General features: G+C 72.6%; 18 protein-coding genes. 7 read left to right on the top strand and 11 right to left on the bottom strand.

The window, feature by feature from the left end; translation table 11 throughout:
• Nucleotides 1–47 precede the first annotated feature (47 nt).
• From QUY26_RS37695 to QUY26_RS37685, 3 genes are all read right to left on the bottom strand, one after another.
• Nucleotides 48–1,418: a condensation domain-containing protein gene (locus tag QUY26_RS37695; protein ID WP_289954780.1), complete on the bottom strand. Its 1,371-nt coding sequence runs from the start codon at nucleotides 1,416–1,418 to the stop codon at nucleotides 48–50.
• A gap of 127 nt (nucleotides 1,419–1,545) precedes the next feature.
• Complete coding sequence (locus QUY26_RS37690; RefSeq protein WP_289954778.1) at nucleotides 1,546–3,894, bottom strand: ABC transporter permease; 2,349 nt, start codon at nucleotides 3,892–3,894, stop codon at nucleotides 1,546–1,548.
• The gene (locus QUY26_RS37685; protein ID WP_289954775.1) at nucleotides 3,891–4,598 is read right to left on the bottom strand and encodes an ABC transporter ATP-binding protein; all 708 of its coding nucleotides are present in this window, start codon (nucleotides 4,596–4,598) and stop codon (nucleotides 3,891–3,893) included. Before QUY26_RS37685 ends, QUY26_RS37690 begins: the two co-directional genes overlap by 4 nt.
• Nucleotides 4,599–4,812: 214 nt before the next feature.
• On the opposite strand from QUY26_RS37685, the gene QUY26_RS37680 reads away from it, so the two are divergent.
• The gene (locus tag QUY26_RS37680) at nucleotides 4,813–6,144 is read left to right on the top strand and encodes a sensor histidine kinase (RefSeq protein WP_289954773.1); all 1,332 of its coding nucleotides are present in this window, start codon (nucleotides 4,813–4,815) and stop codon (nucleotides 6,142–6,144) included.
• The gene (locus QUY26_RS37675) at nucleotides 6,141–6,902 is read left to right on the top strand and encodes a response regulator (RefSeq protein ID WP_289954771.1); all 762 of its coding nucleotides are present in this window, start codon (nucleotides 6,141–6,143) and stop codon (nucleotides 6,900–6,902) included. Before QUY26_RS37680 ends, QUY26_RS37675 begins: the two co-directional genes overlap by 4 nt.
• 38 nt (nucleotides 6,903–6,940) lie before the next feature.
• On the opposite strand, the gene QUY26_RS37670 is transcribed toward QUY26_RS37675, so the two are convergent.
• Together QUY26_RS37670 and QUY26_RS37665 are read right to left on the bottom strand one after the other, a co-directional pair.
• A complete protein-coding gene (locus tag QUY26_RS37670; RefSeq protein ID WP_289954769.1) occupies nucleotides 6,941–7,294 on the bottom strand; it encodes a hypothetical protein in 354 nt (117 codons plus the stop codon).
• A 293-nt stretch (nucleotides 7,295–7,587) separates the two neighbouring features.
• A complete protein-coding gene (locus QUY26_RS37665; protein WP_289954766.1) occupies nucleotides 7,588–8,394 on the bottom strand; it encodes a S1 family peptidase in 807 nt (268 codons plus the stop codon).
• A gap of 552 nt (nucleotides 8,395–8,946) precedes the next feature.
• Here QUY26_RS37665 and QUY26_RS37660 point away from each other — a divergent pair.
• On the top strand, nucleotides 8,947–9,858 hold the full coding sequence (locus QUY26_RS37660; RefSeq protein WP_289954765.1) for a sigma-70 family RNA polymerase sigma factor: 912 nt from the start codon (nucleotides 8,947–8,949) through the stop codon (nucleotides 9,856–9,858).
• Nucleotides 9,839–10,750 (top strand): hypothetical protein, encoded by a 912-nt coding sequence (locus tag QUY26_RS37655; RefSeq protein WP_289954763.1) that lies wholly within the window; start codon nucleotides 9,839–9,841, stop codon nucleotides 10,748–10,750. The genes QUY26_RS37660 and QUY26_RS37655 overlap by 20 nt, the downstream gene beginning before the upstream one ends.
• Before the next feature lie 262 nt (nucleotides 10,751–11,012).
• Here QUY26_RS37655 and QUY26_RS37650 read toward each other — a convergent pair whose 3' ends face one another.
• From QUY26_RS37650 to QUY26_RS37635, 4 genes are all read right to left on the bottom strand, one after another.
• Entirely contained in the window at nucleotides 11,013–11,831 is an 819-nt protein-coding gene (locus QUY26_RS37650) for a maleylpyruvate isomerase family mycothiol-dependent enzyme (protein WP_289954761.1), read from the bottom strand.
• Between the two features lie 152 nt (nucleotides 11,832–11,983).
• Nucleotides 11,984–13,720 (bottom strand): ABC transporter ATP-binding protein, encoded by a 1,737-nt coding sequence (locus QUY26_RS37645; protein WP_289956368.1) that lies wholly within the window; start codon nucleotides 13,718–13,720, stop codon nucleotides 11,984–11,986.
• Between the two features lie 289 nt (nucleotides 13,721–14,009).
• A complete protein-coding gene (locus QUY26_RS37640) occupies nucleotides 14,010–15,104 on the bottom strand; it encodes an alanine racemase (RefSeq protein WP_289954758.1) in 1,095 nt (364 codons plus the stop codon).
• 104 nt (nucleotides 15,105–15,208) lie between these two features.
• Nucleotides 15,209–15,679, bottom strand: a complete 471-nt coding sequence (locus tag QUY26_RS37635) for a MarR family winged helix-turn-helix transcriptional regulator (RefSeq protein ID WP_289954755.1) — start codon at nucleotides 15,677–15,679, stop codon at nucleotides 15,209–15,211.
• 115 nt (nucleotides 15,680–15,794) lie between these two features.
• Here QUY26_RS37635 and QUY26_RS37630 point away from each other — a divergent pair, with 115 nt between their 5' ends.
• On the top strand, nucleotides 15,795–16,637 hold the full coding sequence (locus tag QUY26_RS37630) for an alpha/beta fold hydrolase (RefSeq protein WP_289954753.1): 843 nt from the start codon (nucleotides 15,795–15,797) through the stop codon (nucleotides 16,635–16,637).
• A gap of 67 nt (nucleotides 16,638–16,704) precedes the next feature.
• On the opposite strand, the gene QUY26_RS37625 is transcribed toward QUY26_RS37630, so the two are convergent.
• Together QUY26_RS37625 and QUY26_RS37615 are read right to left on the bottom strand one after the other, a co-directional pair.
• Complete coding sequence (locus QUY26_RS37625) at nucleotides 16,705–17,994, bottom strand: ROK family transcriptional regulator (RefSeq protein ID WP_289954752.1); 1,290 nt, start codon at nucleotides 17,992–17,994, stop codon at nucleotides 16,705–16,707.
• 401 nt (nucleotides 17,995–18,395) lie between these two features.
• Complete coding sequence (locus QUY26_RS37615; RefSeq protein WP_289954749.1) at nucleotides 18,396–19,109, bottom strand: GntR family transcriptional regulator; 714 nt, start codon at nucleotides 19,107–19,109, stop codon at nucleotides 18,396–18,398.
• 121 nt (nucleotides 19,110–19,230) lie between these two features.
• Here QUY26_RS37615 and QUY26_RS37610 point away from each other — a divergent pair, with 121 nt between their 5' ends.
• Nucleotides 19,231–19,764, top strand: a complete 534-nt coding sequence (locus tag QUY26_RS37610) for a YbhB/YbcL family Raf kinase inhibitor-like protein (protein ID WP_289954747.1) — start codon at nucleotides 19,231–19,233, stop codon at nucleotides 19,762–19,764.
• A gap of 8 nt (nucleotides 19,765–19,772) precedes the next feature.
• Nucleotides 19,773–20,465, top strand: coding sequence for a metal-dependent transcriptional regulator (locus QUY26_RS37605; RefSeq protein ID WP_289954745.1), 693 nt, complete (start codon nucleotides 19,773–19,775; stop codon nucleotides 20,463–20,465).
• Nucleotides 20,466–20,514: the final 49 nt, after the last annotated feature.

The raw sequence follows: 20,514 nt of genomic DNA, 5'->3' as shown, positions 1-20,514 counted from the left end.
CACCCTCCGGCCGGTGCGGCGTGTCCCCGTCCGACCTCCGCGCCGGCCTAGTCGGACCCCGTCCAGCCGGCCCCCAGGTCGGCCACGCAGGCGGTCGCGTCGGCCACGATGTCCCGCACCAGCGCCTCGTACAGCCGCACGTAACCGGTGGCGTCCTCGATGCCGAACCTCGCGGGGTCGAAGTGCAGGCCGCCCTGCAGGGCACCCTCCATCTCGCCGATCTGCATCCACAGGGGGAACTGGCCGACCTGCTGACGGATCGGGACGGCTTCGACCTCGTGGCCGAACAACTGAGCCGCTCCCAGGTCGCCGAAGTGCATGCGGGCCCCGTGGGAGATGCGTTCGGGCTCGAACTGGAAGCTCACCTGGTGGATGGCCCTCACGACTTCGGGGCTGACGCTGCTGAGCACGGCGGGTATCGGTATCGCCTGGTGCCGGACCGCACCGACGAGTGCCGCATGGGTGGCGGACAGCACGGAGTGGAATCTGTCGTCCGCGGCCACACTGGTGCGCAGGGGCAGCGAGTTGACGAAGTACCCGACGGTGCGCTTGAAGGGCTTCTTGCGGCCCTCGATGGGGAAGCCCACGACGATGTCGCTCGCACCGGTGAGTTTGTGCAGCAGCACGTTGAAGGCCGCGAGCAGGACCGTGGCGGTGGACGTACCGCTGTCGTCGGCCGTGCGCCGGATCCCGTCCGCCAGTGGGCGCGGCAGGGTGAACCGGGCCAGCGCCGGGGCGTCCGCGGCCACGGTGGACCCGGACGCGCCGGGAACGTCGAGCGCGAAGGTACAGCCGTCGAGGCGCTCCGCCCAGTACCGGCGCATGGGTTCCGACCTGGCGCTCTCCAAGAAGGTGCGTTCGTGCGCGACGTAGCGGGCGTACGAGGTGTCCGGCTCGACCGTCTCCTCGGCAGCGCCCTCGCGATGCCCGGCGAGGAGGTCTTCGCACACGGCGAAGAGGGAGGTCAGGTCACCCGCCATGTGGTGCACCACCATGAGCAGCGTGGAGCCCCTCGCGTGCTGATAGAGGAACAGTCGGGCGGGCGCTTCCTTCTTCAGGGCGAAGGCGAGGGAGTAGTCCTCGTTCACCAGTCGCGTGAGCTCGTCGGCATCCATGCCGGGTACCTCACGCACCGTGCACGTCGGCTCGGCCGCGTACCAGTGCTGTGCGTAACCGCCCGCTCCCGCGCGGACGACTCCCGTGAGCACCGGATGGCGGGCCCACACCCTCGCCCATGCGCCCCTGAGACGCTCGTCGTCGAACCTCTCCCGCATCGTGATGCCGACGGCCATGTTGTACATGGTCGACTCCGGAGCCATCTCGTGGATGAAGAACAACGAGCTCTGACCGACGGACAGCGGGACTTCCACGGTTTCCCGTCCGACCCCGCCCCGCTGGCGCTGCATGTCATACGTCAACGCTGTGCACCCCCCGTGCCTGTAAGACGCCGAGATCAAACTCTCTGTCAGAGAAGAGGATTCCGCAACGGTTCCATGAAGAGCGGGACGTCGCACCGGGCAGCCGACCTCCTCTTCGGCGCACCGACTATTCGGTGCGCAAGGCCACTGCGGTTCGGGCCCTTGCCGCCCAGCCGGCGGGCAGGAGTGCGCCCAGGGTGGCGATGAGCAGGCCGCCGAGTACGAGCGGGAGGAGTTCCGCCGTGTGGTAGACGGCGATGGTGGAATCGGGAAGGCGGAGCCCCACGCTGTCGCCCATCGCGGGGAGGACCCGGCCGTGGAGGGCGACGCCGAGCGGCACACCCGCGGCGCCCGCGAGGAGTCCGGTCACGGCGACCGAGGTGATGACCATCATGATGGTCTGACGGGGGGTCATGCCGAGCGCCTTGTGGACTCCGAGTTCCCGCACGCGCTCGCGGGTGTCGAGCAGTACGCCGTTGAGCACACCGAGCGCAGCGACGGCGACGAGCATCAACGTGAGGATCGCGGACAGTGAGTTGAGCGTGGCGACCATGTCTCCACCGGCGTCGGGCCCGCCGGCCCGGGCGGTGGCGCCCAGCGGGGTCAGGTCCTTGTTCAACGTGTCGACGTAGTGGGAGACGTCGGTGCCCGATGTGACCGCGATGTGATGGCTGGTCTCCGTCAGGTCGGGATGTGCGCCGGCGAGGGTCGAGGCGTCGGTGAAGACCTGCATGCCGTCGTTGCGGGGGTCGAGGACCTCGCCGACGATGCGTACCGTGACCGGCTCGGCCAGGCCGTTCAAGGTGACGGTGTCGCCGACGCGGGAGCCGGTGGCGGTCAGGAAGGGGGTCGGGACCACGGCCTCGCCGGGTCTGTCGACCCAGCGGCCCGAGACCATGGTGTAGCCGCCCCAGGAGGCGTCGCCGGTGAAGGCGTTCACATCGATGGTGCCGGTCAGGCCGGACGCGGTCGCGCGTACCCTCGCGACGCTGTAGTACTTCCCGGTTCCGGTGGCGGCCTTGATGGCCGTGGCGACCGCAGCGGGTTCGGGCTGCTTCTCGGGGCCGCGCCCGGGACCCTGGGGTCCGAAGTCCGGCAGGGGCGCGGGCACGACAACGTCGGCGACGTCGTGCGCCTTGGCCTTCATCACCTGGTTGAGCGTGGCGCCCATGCCCACGGTGAACGTGACCGCGATGGCGCCGAACAGGATCGCGGTGCCCATCGCCAGGGTGCGGACGGGCCGGGCGAAGGGCCGGGCCAGGCCCAGGGCGACCGGCTGCGGCAGCGGCAGCCGTGCGGTCAGGCGGGCCGCCCACCGGCCGCGCCCCGCCGAGGAGTTGCGCCCCAGGGCGAGCGCGTCGACCGTGCGCAGCCGCCCCGCCCGCCAGGCGCTCGCCCACGCGGTCACCGCCACCAGGCCGAGCACCCCGGCGATCACCACCAGGTCGACCCAGGGGGCGATGCCGAGGGACGAGGTGCCGTAGACCTCCTCGGTCTCGGCCAGTACGGGCACGGCGAGCAGGTGGCCGGCGAGCACGCCGAGGGCCGTGCCGACGGCGGCCGGGATCAGCGCCTGACCCACGTAGGCCCGCACGACCTGGGGCGGGGTGAGGCCGACGGCCTTCAGAATGCCGATGCGACGCGTTCCCGTGCCGACGGCCGAGGCGACGACGTTGCCGACGATGAGCACGGACATGACCAGGCCCAGGGCGCCGAACGCGAGGAGGAAGGGGACGTAGACGGCGGTGTCGCGCTCGGCGTTCTTCCTGACGGTGAGCCAGGACTTTTCCCCTACGACCGCCTTGGGCGGCAGGTGTCGGGTGACGGCCTCGGCGCCCGCGGTGATCTCTGCGGCGGTGCCCGCGTCGGTGAAGCGGTAGAGCATCTGGTGGCCGCCGCTGCCGGGCACGGTGAGCGCCGGCATCTGGGAAGGCACCACCCAGGCGTCAGCGGTGTGCGTGACCGAGCGCGCCACGCCGACCACCGTCAGCGCCGGATCGCCGGGCAGATCGGGGAAGGCGAGTTTCCTGCCCAGGGTCGGGACGACCGCGGCTTCGGCGGACAGCACGATCTCGCCGGAACGCGCGGGCCACCGCCCGTCGAGCAGCGCCACCTCGTCCACGTCCCGGCCGGGGTCACCCCGGCCCACCACGGTCATCGGCCACTCGGGGCCCGCCCCGTCCGACCGCGGAGTGACCGTCGCCGCACGGAAAGGGCCGGTCGAACTGATCACCCCCTCGGCGTCCTTGGACCTCGACAGCTGCCCGGCACTCACCTCACTCGCGTCGAACTCCATGGACAGATGGGCCCCGCGGCGCTCCGCGAAGGCGTCGTCGAAGGGCGCGCCGGACACCACGAGCAGCGATCCGCCCATGACGGAGGCGGCCACCGCCATCATCGTGGCGAGCCCGATCACCAGGGTCTGCACCCGCCGTCGCCCCACCCCCGATCGCACCACCTTGCCGAGCGCGCTCATCGGACGGCCTCCGTGGCGACGGCCCGCGAGGAGGCGTCCTCGGTGATCCGGCCGTCGGCGATCCGGACCGTACGGTTCGTGCAGGACCGCGCCAGAGCCAGGTCGTGGGTGACCACGACGACGGTCTGGCCCTCGGCGTTGAGGCCGGTCAGCAGCCTGCTGACGTCCTGTCCGGCGGCCGTGTCCAGGGCACCGGTCGGCTCGTCCGCCAGGAGCAGCGGCGGCCGGTTCATCAACGCCCGTGCCACCGCGACGCGTTGCCGCTCGCCGCCGGACAGCCGCCCCGGGTGGGCGCGGGCGTGCCGGTCGACGGCGAGGAGCTGAAGGAGCTCCGCCGCCCTGCGGTCCGCCTCCCTCCGTGCCATCCCCGCGAGGCGCGCGGGCAGGACGACGTTGTCGGTGACGGTCAGATCGTCGAGCAGGTTGAAGAACTGGAAGACCATGCCGATCTTGGACCGCCGGTAGCGCGCCGATCCGCCTTCGCCGAGCCGGTCCACCCGCACCCCGTCCACGGTGACGGTCCCCGCGTCGGGCCGGTCCAGGCCCGCGATCAGGTTGAGCAGGGTGGACTTGCCGCTGCCGGAGGGGCCGAGGATCGCGACGGACTCGCCGGGCCGCACAGTCAGGGACACCTCGTGCAGGGCGGGCGGGCCGTCGTCGTACCGGCGGCTCACCTCGCGCAGCTCGATCACGGGCACGGTCATGGAAGGCTCCTTGGCTACGGACAGTTGGATGCGTGAACGCTAGGAGCGGGCCCGGCCCGCGCGCGTCGCCCGCCCGAACCCTTTGCGGTACCCCGCTGGGATCAGCCGCGCGAACGTCATCCCTGGGATGTAGGCGGGTGATGTACGCGGTGCGTCGACGACGACCGCCAAGAAGGACTCCACGGGGCCGCGCGGCGGCAACAATGAGCCGGTGATGAACGTACGTACGACGCCGAAGCGGCTGCGGGCATCGCTGGACCAGCTGCGGGAGGCCGCCCGCCGGACGGTCCGCGACGCCCGGATCCCGAGCGGTCCGCCGCTGCGGCCCACCCGGCGCGCCTGGCGGTTCGACGCGCTGGTGGCCCTGGTCATCGGCATCTCCACCGTCTACTACGGCATCGACAACGTCGGCAACGTCGTGGTGCGTGAGATCGCGCCCGGCGTGCAGCACGCCGTGCCGCGCCCGCACGGCCCCGGCGGCCTGGCCTTCATGGTGGCCCTCGCGGCGGTCGCCTCGGGTGCGCTGGCGCTGCGTCGCCGCTATCCGCTCGCCGTGCTGTGCGTCGTGACGGCCGCGACGCTGGCGACACCGCAGAGCGTCCTGCGGCTGACCTTCTACGCGTTCGTCATCGCCGTCTACAGCGCCGCCGTGTACAGCCCGTACCGGGTGGCGACCCTGGCGGCGCTGCCGGTGTCGGTCCTCCTGGTCGGCACCTCGGGGAACTCCGTGACGCCGATCGTCCCCAACGAGTACATCGCCTTGCTGATCCTGGTCCCGATGGCTGTGGCCGCCGTCGGCCTGCGTACCTGGAAACTCCGCACCGTCGAGGGCCGCACCCGCCTGTCCGCCCTGGAGCGCGAGCAGGCCGAGGCGCTGCGCCGTGCTGTCGAGCACGAACGGGCCCGCATCGCACGCGAACTGCACGACGTCGTCACGCACAACGTCAGCGTGATGGTCATCCAGGCGGGCGCCGCGCGCACGATCATGAGGTCATCGCCCGAGCAGGCGGGCGAGGCGCTGCTCGCCGTCGAGGCGGGAGGGCGGGCGGCCATGACCGAGCTGCGCCACGTCATGGGGCTGCTCACCATGGCCGACGAGGACGAGGAGACGCGTCGGGGTGCCGACGTGGTCGACGTGGCGGCGGAGCTGGCCCCGCAGCCCGGCCTCGGCCAGCTGGAAACGCTGGTCGGACGGGTCCGGGACACCGGGCTGCCCGTCGAACTGACCGTGACGGGGCCGCCCCGTCCCCTCCCGCCCGGTCTCGAACTCGCCGCGTACCGCGTGGTCCAGGAAGCCCTGACCAACACCGTGAAGCACGCTTCCGGCGCCACCGCCGCCGTGACCGTGGAATACCGCCCGGAACGGCTCCGGGTGGAAGTCACCGACGCCGGGGGCCGCCCCTGCGCGGACGCGGCCGCCGGCAGCGGCCGGGGTCTGATCGGCCTGCGCGAGCGCCTCGCCGTCTACGACGGAACCCTGAACACCGGCCGGCGCCTGACCGGCGGCTACCGTGTGGAGGCCCTGATCCCCTTGGAGGCACCGTGACCGAGCCGCTCCGTGTGCTCCTCGCCGACGACCAGACCCTGGTCCGCACCGGCTTCCGACTGATCCTCGGCGCCGACGGCATCGACGTCGTCGCCGAGGCGACCAACGGAGCCGAAGCGGTCGAAGCGGTGCGCCGCACACGTCCCGACGTGGTCCTGATGGACGTCAGGATGCCCGAGATGGACGGCCTGGAGGCCACCCGCCGCATCCTCGCGCCGCCCCGCTCCCCCGACGCCGTCCGAGGAGCGGAGGAGCCCCCGCCCCCCGCCACTCCCCGGGTCATCATCCTGACCACCTTCGACCTCGACCGGTACGTCTACGCGGCACTGTCCGCCGGGGCCAGCGGCTTCCTCCTCAAGGACGTCACCCCCGAGCAGCTGACCGCGGCCGTCCGCACGGTCCGGACCGGCGACGCCCTCCTCGCGCCCACCATCACCCGCCGCCTCGTACGGCGTTTCGCCTGTGCCGGAGGCGACCATCGATCCGGCGGCCCGCCCGACAGCGACACCGCCGCGCTCCCCCGTGGCCTCGCCCCGCTCACCCCACGCGAACTGGAGGTGCTCGGCCTGCTGGCCCGCGGCCTGAGCAACGCCGAACTCGCCTCCCGCCTGCATCTGGCCGAGGCGACGGTCAAGACGCACGTCGCCCGCATCCTCGCCAAACTCCGACTGCGTGACCGTGTCCAGGCCGTCATCGTCGCCTACGAGACGGGCCTGATCAGCGCCGGTGCGCACGAGGCCACCCAACAGCCCGCCTGAGGATCAGGGCTTGGGACACGCTCGCCGACGGACGCACTTCACAGGCCCTCGACCTTGCGAACGTCGTGAGTCATCACGCCTCGTTCGCAGAACACGTCGGAGTCGGTGACGAAGTATTCGATGCGGAGGTCGTACCCGGTCGGTGTCCTGCACTTGACGAAGTGCTCGTAGTGACCGGGAGTGATGCACCTGGCCTCCGCGGTCCGACCGCCGTCGATGTTCCTGAGAGTGCAGCCGGGAGGGGCCATCGGGGCCTGACCGGCTGCCCGGACCAGGGTGTGTTCGACTGAACCCGGTGTCGCCGCCAGCGCCGTCGGTCCTGCGCCCGTCGCGAGCGCGACGGTGACACTGGAGGCCAACAACGCTCGTTTTGCCAGTGACCGTCGCAGCATTCGCACTCCTTCTACCCGCAAGCCTGGGGGTCGGGCCGTCCCACCTGCGGATCGAGGAGGATCTTGGCCTCCGCCAGGGTCGGCGACCGCGTGCGGACAGGCAAGGATCTTGGCGAGCGGCCGCACGTACGAGTGAAGACCGGGGAGCGGGATCGAGATCTGGCGGGTCGCGCGGTCGGCACACGGGTGCGCCGTGCGTCCGCGGGGCGGTCGGAACCGGCCCCCGCGGACGCACGGCGCGTACAGACTCACCGGACGGGCTCAGACAGCGGCCCGCCCGCACGGGACGGGCGTCAGCCCAGCTCGCCCGCCGCCTTCTTGATGTCGGCCGCGAAGTGACTCACCTGGGTGTAGACGCCCGGCTTGGTCGGACGGGCGCAGCCCTCGCCCCAGCTCACGATGCCGACCTGGACCAGCTTGTCGTTGTCGTCCTTGCGGAACATGGGGCCGCCGGAGTCGCCCTGACAGGTGTCGACGCCGCCGGTGTCCATCTTTCCGGCGCACAGCTCCTCGTTCTCGACCAGGTTGGAGTAGGCGCCCTTGCAGGTCGCGTCGTCCACGAACGGCACCTGGGCCTTGAGGAGGTGGCGCTGCTGGTTGCCGCCCTCCTTGTCGGCGCCCCAGCCGGCGATGGTGAAGTCGCCCTTGTCGAACGAGTCGTTCTCGGCTATCGGCAGCGTCGGCTGGTCGATGGCCTTCTCCAGCTTGATGACCGCCCAGTCCTTGCCCGTGCCGTTGTAGCCGGGCGCCTGGATGACCTTGGTGGCCTTGACCGTGACGGCATCCGGCGACTGCAGGTCCACGACACCGCCGGTGGCGGTGATGTCGGGGTTGTCGCTGCTGCCGTCGACGCAGTGGGCCGCCGTGAGCACGACGTCCTGCTCGAGGAGCGAGCCGCCACAGCCCATCGAAAGCCGGACCATGAACGGGAATTCACCCTGCTCGGCCGGGGTGCCGCCGACAACCCTGGTGCGGGGCCCGTCGCCGCCGGGCCCGTCAGCGGGCACAGCCCAGGAGTTGGCGGGGTTCAGGCTGACGGCGGCGAGGGTGACGGCGCCGACGGCGACAGCCCTCTTGAGGTACGTGGCCGTGTTCTTCAACGGACTTCCTCTCGGTGGGGGGTCAGCACCCTGATGGGCTCATGCCAACCCCAATGACCGGAGGCGCCCTTCGGAAAAACCGCGTGGAGAAGGGCAGTTGCCCGCAAGGTGTCCGGGCCCAGTGGGGTGAGCCCGTGAAGTGCTTCCGCGATTATGAGGACCCACCGAACGGCACGGCAAGCCCTCCCCACACACCGGTCACGCACAACCCACAGCTCACGCACGGGACTTCCACACCCACGGGTTCCGCGCCGGTCGGACGCGGCAGACCGCCCACCGGCCATCGGGCGGGACGGCCGATTCCGCGGCCCCGGCGACGACGGCAATGTTCCCGAACCGCTCGATCGCCTCGCCATCGGGGCACGTGCGGCCCATGCTGGCTGCCAGTTCCTGGGGCGGGGGGCGCCGGTGGCGTCGCAGGGGCTGCTCCACGTACCTGGACGCACGATCATGACGTAAGCGAAGGAGCCTGATGCACAGGCCGCAGACCAGCCCGCGGGCGGACGGATTGCGTACGCCCCCGCCCGAGGCCGACGCCCGGCAGGGCACTCGGTGAGCGCACAGCCGGCCCCGAGAGGCGCCCGCCACCGGCGCCCCGGGCGCAAGCTGGGGCCCATCGCCGAGGGCACCAAGCCGGCCCACCGGGCCTGGCTCGAGCACCTGCGCGGCGCCTATCACGACAGTGGCCTGACGTTCATTCAGCTGGAGAAGGAGGCGAACTGGCCGCGCTCCAAGATCTCCGAGCTGCTGCGGGCCGTCGGCCGCTACCCCCGCTGGCAGATCACCCGGGACCTGCTCGTCGCCCTGCGCCTGCCCGACCCGGCGCTCGCGGACATCCGGGCCCAGTGGGTCCGCGCCGCCCAGGAGGCCGACAAGCGCCTCAACTGGATACACAAGGCCCTGGCCAAGGAGCGGAAGAACGGCCTGCCCGGCCAGCGTCCGCCCCGGGACTTCCTCGCCTTCAGGGACACCCACCGCACGAACTACACCGCGTACGCGGCCACGTTCCAGCGTCGGGCCGGCGAGGCGAAGCAGTCGGTGAGCGACGTGTTCTACCTGCTGCTGATCCTCTGGCCGGACGCCGTGGCCAGCACGCGGCCCGAGGAGTACGCGTGGCGGCTCCTGCGCCAGACGGTGATGGAGCGCGCCCCGCGCTGTGACGGCCATCCGGCGCTCTCCGAGGCCGCGTTCGACACCCGCGCCCAGCGCGAGGCCGCGGACCCGCTCGCCCAGGTCGTCAGGACCTTCGACCTCTTCGACGCGATCCGGCGGCTGCCCGCCCTGCACCTCGACGTCATCGTGCTGCTGCACCTGCGCGGGCTGCGGGACAACGACGTCGCGGACGTCCTCGGCGTCCCGTGCGCCACCGTCCGCGCGGCGGACCGCCACGCCAAACGCCATCTGACGGCAAATCTCCGCACCATCACCCAGGAGGGACACCCCGGTGACCTCACCGATCGATGAGCTGCTCAAGGGCGCTCTGCTGCTCGACGACTCCCCTACCCCCCACGACCCGGTGCCGACCCGACCCGCGTCACCCCCGGCCCCGACCACGGCCGACGGCCCCCGCCATGCCACCGCTCAGGCAGCCGACGGCGATCTGCGGATCCTGTGCGAGGCCGTCGTGACCACCATGCCCCTGGCGTCCGTGACCGACTTCCTCACCGAGTCCCTGCCCACCCCCACCGGCGCGCTCGTCCTCGGCTGCATGCTGCGGCTCAACGACAGCGCCCACACCGCCCGCTTCCTGTGGCAGTACGCCGCCGGGGCCGGGGAGACGGCGGCGGCCTACTGCCTCTACCTCCACCACCTCACCCTCGGCGAGTCCGAGGAGGCGGCCTGGTGGAGGGAGCAGACCCCCGACGCCGCCCTGCCCGCCCCCGCGTCCGACGAGCACCCGCCGCGCCACGCCCCCCGGCCCGAACGGGGCGCGCCCCTGCTGAAACTGGAGTGGCCCACGGAGGCCCCGGCCGTCAGCGTGGCGGCCACGCTGCGGATGCTCGGCATCCTCCGGATGACCAATCGATCGACGTTGCGGTCCTGGCCGCCCGTCGCCGTCGCCGTCATGGAGTACGCCGCCGTCGCGGTGCGATTCGTCGACGACGACGTCGAACTCCCGCTGCCCATGGGCGGGTTCCACGACCGCGTCCGCCGTCTCACCTCCTTGCCGGTCCGCGCCCCCGACCCCGCGCTGTGCGCCGCCCCCGCCCCCGACGAGCGCGACGAACTCCCTCCCCGGCCCGCGCAGCCGGGACCCTGGCCGCCCGGACCCTGGCAGCAGCACCCCACCTACCGCAGACGCGGGCGTGGCAACCGCGCCTACGTCGTCGAGTACAAGCTCAAGTGCGGTGCGTGAGACGCCCCTTCAAGCCGATGGGGCCCGGGGCACGCCTGCGGCGGGCGGCGGGGGTGCGTCACGCCGCGCACACCCCGGTGCAGCGCGAAGCGGCCGCTTCCGGTCTCCCGCGCCGGTACACCGCGCCGGGGACCGGACCACGCCCGCCGCGCCCCCGCGTCCGCGAGCGCCCGCTTCGCCGGGGTGGGCCTGCTCAGGCCTTTCGGGGGCCGGCGGAGCGAGGCCGGGCGCACTCCGTCAGTGCCCCCCACCGCCGCACTCCTCACCTCCGGAGCCAGGCGCTGACCCCCTCCCGCCACTCATCGAACAGCTCCCGGTCCCCCACGATCTCCGCCTTGTCCTCCAGGAGGGAGTCCCGCCGGTACATGAGCAGCAGCAGTGCCGCCGCCGAACCCCGCGCGGTCGCGGCCGCTTCTTCGGGCGTACGGTCCGCCGCTGTGGAGCGCCGCACGGCGGGCGCTTCGCCGGTGAGGTCGATTCTCCAGTCGCCCTCCGCCCCGGGGGCCGCGTCCGTGACGTGGAAGTGGATGGTCCTGCCCGGGCCGAGCAGGGCGCGCATCGCCTCGACGGACTCGTAGACCTGCGGCAGTTCGAGGAAGCCCAGCCATTCGGCCAGGGCGTCGAGGGCGACGTCGTGGTCCAGGGCGTACGTCCCGTCGACGGCCCCGACCGCGTCCGCGCGGTGCACCACCGACTCCACGGTCATCCGGCGCGCCCAGAACACCGGGGTGCCGCCCGGCGCCACCGTCCACACCCGCGCGTGCGGTCCCGCCTCCCGGAGGGCGCCCGCGAACAGGGCCGCGCCCTCGGTCAGCCAGGCGCCGAGCGCGGCGGCGTCCGCCCGGTCGTCGCCCGAGACGTCGTTCACCCGGTCGTCGGGGACCGGGCCGGTCGCCCGGGTGCGGACGATCTCCTCGGCCCAGCGGTGCGCGCCGCCCACGTGCCGCAGCAGGTCGCCGAGGCTCCAGCCGGCGCAGGTCGGCACCGGGGCGGCGAGGTCGGCGCCCTTGACCGAAGCGGTCAACTGCTCGGTCTGGGCGATGATTTCGGCGGCGTAGCGATCCAAGGTCAAGTCGGTCATGCGGTCACGATAGCGACGGCTCGGCGCCGGGTCCGGCCAGTTTCCCGGGCGTCGAGCCATCGCTTCTCCTGGGCACGGAGCGTTGCTTCCAGGGGGCTGGAGCAGGGGAACACGGGGAACAGGAGGAACCGCTTCAGGGCGACGTCACGCCGTCACGACGTCGCCAGGAACTGGGTCGCCGCCAGCTCGCCGTACAGCGGATCCCTCTCCACCAGTTCGTCGTGCGTGCCGACCGCGCGGACCCGCCCTGCGTCCATGACGACGATCCGGTCGGCCAGCGTGACCGTCGACAGGCGGTGCGCGACGACGAGCACCGTCACGGTCTTCGACACCTCGGCGACGACGTCGCGCAGCGCCAGCTCGTTGACGGCGTCCAGCTGCGACGTCGCCTCGTCGAGGAGCAGCAGCCGGGGCTTGCGCAGCAGGGCGCGGGCGATGGCCACGCGCTGGCGTTCACCGCCGGAGAGCTTGGAGCCGCGGTGGCCCACCACGGTCTCCAGTCCGTCCGGCAGCTTCTCCACGAGGCCGTCGAGGCGTGCTCGCACGAGGACGTCGCGGATGTCTGCGTCGGTGGCGTCCGGCGCGGCGAACAGCAGGTTCTCGCGCAGGGTGCCCGCGAGGACGGGGGCGTCCTGCTCGACGTACCCGATGGTCGCGCGCAGTTCGGCGAGCGGCCAGTCCTGTACGTCCCGGCCGTCGACGAGGACGCGGCCGCCCGTCGCGTCGTAGAAGCGCTCCACGAGCCCGAAGACGGTGGTCTTGCCCGCGCCGGACGGGCCGACGAAGGCCGTCATGCCGGGGCCGGGGACGGCGAAGGTCACTCCGTGGTGGACGTGGGGGAGGTCGGGGCGGTAGCGGAAGGTGACGTCCTGGAAGAGGACGGACGCGGGCCGCTCCACTGCTGCCCGCCGCCCCGCCGCCCGCCCCGGTCGATCGGCCTGGTCCTCGACGACGGCCGCTTCCTCGGTCTCCATCCGCTCCGCCTGCACGATGCGGGCCACGGCGGCGGAGCCCACCTGGTACTGGGTGACGGCGTCGACGAGGCGGCTCACCGGGTCGATCAGGTAGAAGAGCAGCATCAGGAACGCCACGAGGGTCGCGACGGAGATCGCCTCGGAGGCGACGCGGGCGCCGCCGACACCGAGCACCGCGAGGAACGACACCTGGATCGCGAAGCCCATCGAACTCCACGCCACCGCCTGCCACTTGGCGGACTTCACGCCGTGCCGCCAGGCCTCCCGCGCGGCCGCCTCGACCTTGGCGACCTCACGCTCCTCCGCGCCGGAGGCCTTCAGGGTCCGGAACGCGCCGAAGGCCCGCTCGAGGGCCGTCGAGATCATGCCCACGGCCTCCTGGGAGCGCTGGGTGGCCTTGGAGATCTTCGGCATGACCAGGCCGGTGGCGGCGCCGATGAGGACGATCACGCCGAGTGTGACGCCGAGGAGGACCGGATCCATGAAGGCCATCATCACGATGGTCGCGACGACGGTGAGCGCCCCGGAGAACGCGGACACCACGGCCTGCGTGGTGACGGCCTGGAGCAGCGTGGTGTCCGAGGTGACGCGGGACATCAGGTCGCCGGGCTGCACGCGCTCGATCTCCGCGACCTTCAGGCGCAGCAGGCGGCCGATGAGGGACCGGCGGGAGTCGAGGACGACGGACTGCGCGGTGCGTTCCAGGATGTAGCTGCCGACAGACTCGACGGCCGTCCCGATCACCAGGAGACCCGTGAGCAGGACGAGGATCGAGGTGATCGACTCGTCGTCCTGGAGCCGGCTCACCAACTGCTCGACCGCGACCGGCTGCGCGAGGCCGGTGGCGGCGCCGATGAGCGTGAACAGCGCGCCGAGCGCCACGACGCCGCGGTGCGGCTTGAAGTGGCGGTACAGAACGGTCCAGGTCTCCCGGGCAGGAAGCCGCTCGGGCTCGGCTTCCTTCTCGGCCCCCTCGGCCCCCTCGGCCCCCTCGGCGTCCGTCGGCCCCTCGGCGGGGTCGGTGTCGAGTCCGGCCGCGTGAGGGCCGGTGAGGTTGGCGGGGCCGGTGCGGTCTCTTTCTGCGTGAGATTGTTCGTCGAACGTCGGTTCTGGACTAGTCACACACGACAGGACGCGTCAGGGCGCGTTCCGCCTGACTGGATCTCGCGGTCGGCCGCCGGGACATCGGGCGGAGGCGTGACGTTCAGGTGTTGGCACCACGTGCTGTGACCTGCCAGCGGTCGATCACCTCGTGGTCGCGGACGACCAACAGCTCGTCGGCGAGGTTCACGGGCGTGCAGATGTGGTTGGGGACGACGGCGACCAACGACCCCAGGCGTGGCCCTCGCACCCCTTCTGGAAGGCGCACCACGGCGTGGTGCTCCCACAGCCCCGTGACGGCTCCCTGCGGGTACTGCGGCAGGTAGCCGTGGCCCGTCACCCATGACGACCGGTCGGAGCCGAGGACCTTGCTGCCGACATCGAGCACGAAGCGGTCCGGTGCGGGAACGCTGATCACCGTCGCCGCCGCGACCAGCGCGAGGTCCTCCACCGAGCAGGTGCCGATGGCCAGTTGCGTGGCGTCGTTGAAGACGTAGACACCGGGCCGCAGCTCGTTCACCGTGCCGGGCTGCCACTGCCCCACCGTCGGAGTCGATCCGCCGCTGACGACACGGACGCCGAGTCCGAGGTCCCGCAGCGCCTGTGCGGCCTCACCCAGCGTGCGCTCCTCGTCCCGCGCGGCCCGCTCGCGCGCCTGGGCGTCATGGCCGTAGCCGTGCCCCGGGAACGTGAACACACCGACCACGTCCAGGCCCGCGTCGGCGGCCGCCTCGCCGACCTCTCCGGCGGCGTCGGGCCGCACCCCCGTCCGCCGGCTCCCGCTGTCGACCTCGACGAGCACCTCGACCGCCCGGTCGCTGCCGCGCACGGCGTCCCCCAGCCGCCGCGCGCCCTCGACCGACTCCACCCCGACTCTCACGGCGGCGTCGTCCGCCAACCGGCGCAGCCGCCGCGCCTTGGCGGCGTCGAGCCACACGGGGTAGGCGATGAACAGGTCCTCCACGCCCGCGCGGGCGAACGCCTCGGCCTCGCCGACCGTGGCCACCGAGAGGCCGCGCGCGCCGGACCGGAGCTGTCGGTCCGCGATCTGCGCGGACTTGTGGCTCTTGGCGTGCGGACGCAGGGCGAACCCTTGGGCCCGCGATGCCTCCGCCATCCGCGCGATGTTCCTGTCCAGCACATCCGGATCGACCACCAGCGCCGGCGTGGCCAGCCCATCGGGCAGCGGTATCGCCATCTCTTGCCTCCCACCGTGGAACACGACGAGATGATCATGACAGGTCGGCGACTCCGGCCACGGAGCCGTCCCCGACGGACCCGCGCACCCACCGGGAAGCCCGCCTAGGAGCGACGCGCACCCGACTCCGCGGCCCGAGCCCCCGCGTTCACCGTGATCCTCCGCAGCACCGCCTGCAGCGCGGCGATCTCCGACTCGTCCACGCCCATCGCCTCGCCGATGGCGGCGGGCACATGTGCCGCCTGCTTCCGCATCGCGCGCCCCTCTGCGGTGAGGACCACGGCGACCGAGCGCTCGTCGTCCGGACGGCGGCGGCGCTCGAGCAGGCCCCGCGCCTCCAGTCGCTTCAGAAGCGGGGACAGCGTGTTGTAGTCGAGCCGCAGCTCCTCCACCAGCTCACGGACCGTGCTCTCGTCCCGCCGCCACAGCACCAGCATCACCAGGTACTGGGGGTAGGTCAGCCCCAGGGGGTCGAGGAGGACCCGGTACACGGCCGTGACGCTGCGCGAGGCCGCGTAGAGGTCGAAGCAGAGCAGCTCGGCCAGCGGTGACTTGTCTTCCCTGGTGCCTTCCATGCGGACCACTGTAAGCGAGAGCACAGCGCGAACGATTGCATCGTGCGCGATGTAATCGTGTACGGTGTTTCTACGTCAGCACGTCGGACGACCAGAGGGAACGAAAGGGACTGCCATGCCGTACATCACCGTCGGTACCGAGAACAGCGCGTCGATCGACCTCTACTACGAGGACCACGGCAGCGGCCGCCCCGTGGTCCTCATCCACGGCTACCCGCTGGACGGGCACTCCTGGGAGAAGCAGGTGCCGGCCCTCCTGGAGTCCGGACACCGCGTCATCACCTACGACCGCCGCGGCTTCGGCCGGTCCAGCCGGCCGACGACCGGCTACGACTACGACACCTTCGCCTCGGACCTCGACATCCTGATGCGGACGCTGGACCTGCGGGACGCGGTGCTCGTCGGGTTCTCGATGGGCAGCGGCGAGGTCACCCGCTACGTGTCGACGTACGGGACCGAGCGCGTCGGCAAGGCCGCCTTCCTCGGACTGCTCCAGCCGTTCCTGCTCAAGACGGACGACAACCCGCGCGGCGTCGACCAGTCCGTCTTCGACGGCATACTCGCCGCCGTGAAGGCCGACCGGTACGCCTACTTCGACGCGTTCTACGCCGACTTCTACAACACCGACGAGACCCTCGGCTCCCGTCTCAGCGAGGCGGCGCTGCGCGCCAGCTGGAACGTGGCCGCGGGCGCGTCGGCCCACGCCTCGGTCGCGGCCGTGCCGACCTGGACCACGGACTTCCGGGAGGACTCCGCCGCCATCGCCGCGTCCGGCATCCCCACGCTGCTGCTGCACGGCACCGCCGACCGCATCCTGCCGATCGACGCCACCGCCCGCGCGTTCCGCGAGATCCTGCCGAACTCCACGTACGTCGAGATCGAGGGCGCCCCGCACGGCCTGCTGTGGACCCACGCCGAGGAAGTGAACGAGGCGCTGGTCGCCTTCCTGGGGAAGTGAGCGAGTCCGTACCGACTGGAGGAGCGAGCGAGTCCGCTGGGGACGCGTGACCGGGGCGGGGCCGGAGTCAGAGCGCCGCGCGCGCCGCCGGGCCGAGCGACGGCCCCGCCCCCGGCGCCTCCCCGGCCTCCTCGCGCCGCCGCCCGCCCCGCGCCAGGAAGTCCGCGAGCGGCAGCGTCGCCGCGCCCACCGTCACCGCGTCCGGGCCCAGCTCGCCGAGTGCCACGGTGACGCGGGCCGCGGGACGGCGCAGGGAGTACGCGGCGGCGTGCTCGCGGACGGCGGGCAGGAGGTGCGGGCCGAGGGCGAGCCCGGCCCAGCCGCCGACGAGGACGCGTTCGGGGCCGAAGAGGTTCACCAGGCCGGAGATGGCCGCGCCCAGGTACTCGGCGGTCTCGTCGAGGACGGCCCGCGCCACGGGGTCGGCGGCGCCGCCGTCCTCAGGGCGAGCGGCCGCGAGCAGCGCGGCGACCCCGTCCTCCTCGCCGGTCCCGGGCGGCTCGCCCCCCGCCTCGCGCCAGCGCTCCAGGAGCGCCTCCGCCCCCGCGTACGCCTCCAGGCAGCCGAGCGCCCCGCACCGGCAGCGCCGCCCCCGCACGTGCACCGTCAGGTGCCCCCACTCGCCGGGCCCGCCGTGGATGACGCCGTCGGTGACGACGCACGCGCCGACGCCGGAGCCGAACAGGACGATGACGGCGTCGCGCACCCCGCGGCCGCCGCCGAACCACATCTCGGCCTGGCCGAGCGCGCGAGCGCCGTTGTCGATGAAGTACGCGGTCCCGGGCGGGAGTCGGACGGCCTCACGGAGCAAGGACTCCAGGGGTACCGCGTCCCAGCCGACGGTCTGGCCGTGGACGAGGGCGCCGCCGGGGGCGGTGGTCTCGACGATGCCGGGGACGCCGACGCCGACGCCGATCAGGCCCTCGCCCGCCGTGAGCCCGGCGGCGGCGGTGACTTCGGCGACGCCGTCGCGGATGTGGGCGACGACGGCCTCGACGTCGTGGCCGGTCGGGGTCAACGGGCGGTCGGTGCGGGCCAGTTCGGTGAGGGCGAGGTCGAAGGCCTCGACGCGGACGCGAGTCTCACCGACGTCCACGCCGATGAGGTGGCCGCTGCCGGGGGCCACGCGCAGCAGGGTGCGGGGGCGGCCGCCGTCGGACTCCACGACGCCGGCCTCCTCCAGGAGGTGATCGGCGGTGAGTTCGGCGACAACGTTGCTGACGGAGCCGGAGCTGAGCCCGGTCGCGCCGCCGAGCGCCTGGCGGCTCATCGGCCCGTGGAAGTACAACCGGCGCAGCACCGAAGCCCGGTTGCCCAGGCGCAGGTCACGCACGGTTCGGCTGCTCCGCTCGGCCATGTGGCTCCTCTCCCCGGTCGCAACATACCCGTGCCGTACTCCTTGACGCGACTTGTCCTCAGGATTTAATTCACGCCCTAAATTAAGCCGTGAAGCTCTTTCGAGCACTGAACACAGCCGTCATGGGCCCCTCCCGGCCCGAGGACGTCGCGGCGGCGCGGCGCGTCGACGGCCGCACCAGCCGCTGGTGGCTGGACCCGCTGCACGGCCGCAGCCTCCCCGCCGGGATGTTGGTGTACGACGCAGGACTCCCCGAACTCCCCGAACGCCACGGCGACTCGGCGCCCCGGAGAGCGGCGCACCGGCGCGCGGCGCACCGGCGCGCGGCGCACGGTGCAGGGCAGCGGGCGCCCGTACGCAGATCCGATCCGGCGGCACCGGTCGCGGGCGCGGCGGGCGGCCTAGCCGGTCCTCAGCGCGGTCGCCGTCTGGGTGAGGTGCCGGACCAGGACCTCGGCGGCCGCGTCCGCGTCGCGGGCCAGGGCGGCCTCCTCCAGGCGACGGTGCTCGCCGATTCCGTCCCGGTCGGGGTCGCGGTACGCCGACCAACGGCGGGCCAGTTCGCTCGCGGTCCACATGCGGTCGAAGGTGTCGAGCAGGACGGGGTTGCCACAGCCTTCGAGCAGGGTGCGGTGGAAGACGCGGTGGGCCTCGGACCAGGCGCCGCTGTAGTACTCACCCTCCCCCGGTTCGTACGCCGGGGTGCGGGCCAGGCGGTGGTGGGCGGCTCGTACGCGGGCCTCCCAGTCGACGTCTCCGCGCTCGACGGACATGCGCAGGACGACCGGTTCGACGGTCCTGCGGGCCTCGGCGATCTCCTGCCAGCGGCGGTCGGAGAAGGCCGGGACGGCGAAGCCGCGGTTGTGCAGGCGGTCGGCGAGGCCTTCGCCGACCAGCCGCACGAGCGCTTCGCGTACGACGGCCAGGCTCACGCCCTGCTCCTTGGCCAGGTCCTGCGGCTTGAGGGCGTCCCCCGGGGCGAAGTCCCCGCGCATGATCGCGTCCCGCAGATGCGCGTGGACCTGCTCGGAGAGCATCTGCTTCCCGGACTGCTTGCCGGACTGATTCCCGGGCCGCCCTTCCGGCGGGGGCGAGGTGTGAACCGTCTGCGTCATGGAGTCAGCATAGACGATCCCTTGAATAATCGATTATCAGTGTTATGGTCGATTTACCGACGGCGAGAGACGCCACCGCCCCTCGTCGCCACCCACAGCACGGCCTGAAAGGAACGACGCGATGAACGCCAACGACCCCTTCGCCCGCCTCCCCGAGGCGGCCTCTTTCACCGTGACGAGCACCAACGTCACCGACGGCGCCGCCTGGTCGCCCGAGCAGCTCTCCGCCGGCGTCCCCGGCGGCAAGGACGTCTCGCCGCAGCTGTCGTGGAGCGGCGCCCCGGAAGGCACGAAGAGCTACGCGGTCACGGTCTACGACCCCGACGCCCCCACCGGGTCCGGGTTCTGGCACTGGGCGGTCGCCGACATCCCCGCCACCGTCACCGAGCTGCCGGAGGGCGCGGGCGACGACACCGGCTCGGGCCTGCCCGACGGCGCCTTCCAACTGCCCAACGACGCCCGCCTGGCCCGCTACATCGGCGCCGCCCCGCCCGCGGGCCACGGCCCGCACCGCTACTTCGTCGTGGTGCACGCCCTCGACGTCGAGTCCCTCGGTGTCCCCGCGGAGGCCACCCCGGCCTTCCTCGGCTTCAACATCGCCGGTCACCTACTCGGCCGCGCGGTCCTGACCGCCACCGCCGAGACCTCCGCCTGACACACGGCATGACCCGACTCATCGACACCACGGAGATGTATCTGCGCACGGTCCTGGAGCTGGAGGAGGAAGGCGTGGCCCCGCTGCGGGCCCGCATCGCCGAACGCCTGGACCAGAGCGGCCCCACGGTCAGCCAGACCGTGGCCCGCATGGCGCGCGACGGACTGCTGCGCGTGGCCGCCGACCGGCACTTGGAGCTGACGGAGGAGGGGCGGCGGACCGCCACGCGCGTGATGCGCAAGCACCGCCTCGCGGAGTGCCTGCTCGTCGACGTGATCGGGCTCCAGTGGGAGGAGGCCCACGCCGAGGCCTGCCGCTGGGAACATGTGATGAGCGAGGCCGTCGAGCGCCGCGTCGTGCGGCTGCTGCGGCACCCGACGCAGTCGCCCTACGGCAACCCCATCCCGGGCCTCGATGAACTGGGCGAGGAGCGCGCCGCGGGGCCGGGCCCCGACGAGAGCGTGGTCAGTCTCAGCGACCTCGAACCCGGCCCTGAGGGCACGCGTGCGGTCGTACGGCGGATCAGGGAGAGCGTCCAGACCGACCCGCAGGTGATGGACGCCCTGGGGCGGGCGGGGGTGCGGCCCGGCGCGGTCGTGAGCGTGACGTCGGCGCCCGGCGGCGTCCTTGTCGGCAGTGGCGAAGCGGCCGCCGAACTCCCCGCGCGGACCGCCGCGCACGTGTGCGTGACGGAGCACTGAGCCCGACCGGGAGCCACCGCACACACGGGGACGGCCCTCGACCACCTTG

This window comes from Streptomyces flavofungini (genome assembly GCF_030388665.1).
In the GTDB taxonomy this organism is placed as follows: Bacteria; Actinomycetota; Actinomycetes; order Streptomycetales; family Streptomycetaceae; genus Streptomyces; species Streptomyces flavofungini_A.
Note: the sequence above shows the minus strand (reverse complement) of the source record. Positions and strands in the feature narration are given on the sequence as shown.

What these genes read in the sequence shown, in the direction of transcription:
- QUY26_RS37605 (WP_289954745.1), top strand. Translation starts at nt 19,773, where the DNA reads ATGACCCGACTCATCGACACCACGGAGATGTATCTGCGCACGGTCCTG.
- QUY26_RS37640 (WP_289954758.1), bottom strand. Translation starts at nt 15,104, where the DNA reads ATGGCGATACCGCTGCCCGATGGGCTGGCCACGCCGGCGCTGGTGGTC.
- QUY26_RS37690 (WP_289954778.1), bottom strand. Translation starts at nt 3,894, where the DNA reads ATGAGCGCGCTCGGCAAGGTGGTGCGATCGGGGGTGGGGCGACGGCGG.
- QUY26_RS37670 (WP_289954769.1), bottom strand. Translation starts at nt 7,294, where the DNA reads ATGCTGCGACGGTCACTGGCAAAACGAGCGTTGTTGGCCTCCAGTGTC.
- QUY26_RS37630 (WP_289954753.1), top strand. Translation starts at nt 15,795, where the DNA reads ATGCCGTACATCACCGTCGGTACCGAGAACAGCGCGTCGATCGACCTC.
- QUY26_RS37680 (WP_289954773.1), top strand. Translation starts at nt 4,813, where the DNA reads ATGAACGTACGTACGACGCCGAAGCGGCTGCGGGCATCGCTGGACCAG.
- QUY26_RS37610 (WP_289954747.1), top strand. Translation starts at nt 19,231, where the DNA reads ATGAACGCCAACGACCCCTTCGCCCGCCTCCCCGAGGCGGCCTCTTTC.
- QUY26_RS37685 (WP_289954775.1), bottom strand. Translation starts at nt 4,598, where the DNA reads ATGACCGTGCCCGTGATCGAGCTGCGCGAGGTGAGCCGCCGGTACGAC.
- QUY26_RS37650 (WP_289954761.1), bottom strand. Translation starts at nt 11,831, where the DNA reads ATGACCGACTTGACCTTGGATCGCTACGCCGCCGAAATCATCGCCCAG.
- QUY26_RS37625 (WP_289954752.1), bottom strand. Translation starts at nt 17,994, where the DNA reads ATGGCCGAGCGGAGCAGCCGAACCGTGCGTGACCTGCGCCTGGGCAAC.
- QUY26_RS37635 (WP_289954755.1), bottom strand. Translation starts at nt 15,679, where the DNA reads ATGGAAGGCACCAGGGAAGACAAGTCACCGCTGGCCGAGCTGCTCTGC.
- QUY26_RS37615 (WP_289954749.1), bottom strand. Translation starts at nt 19,109, where the DNA reads ATGACGCAGACGGTTCACACCTCGCCCCCGCCGGAAGGGCGGCCCGGG.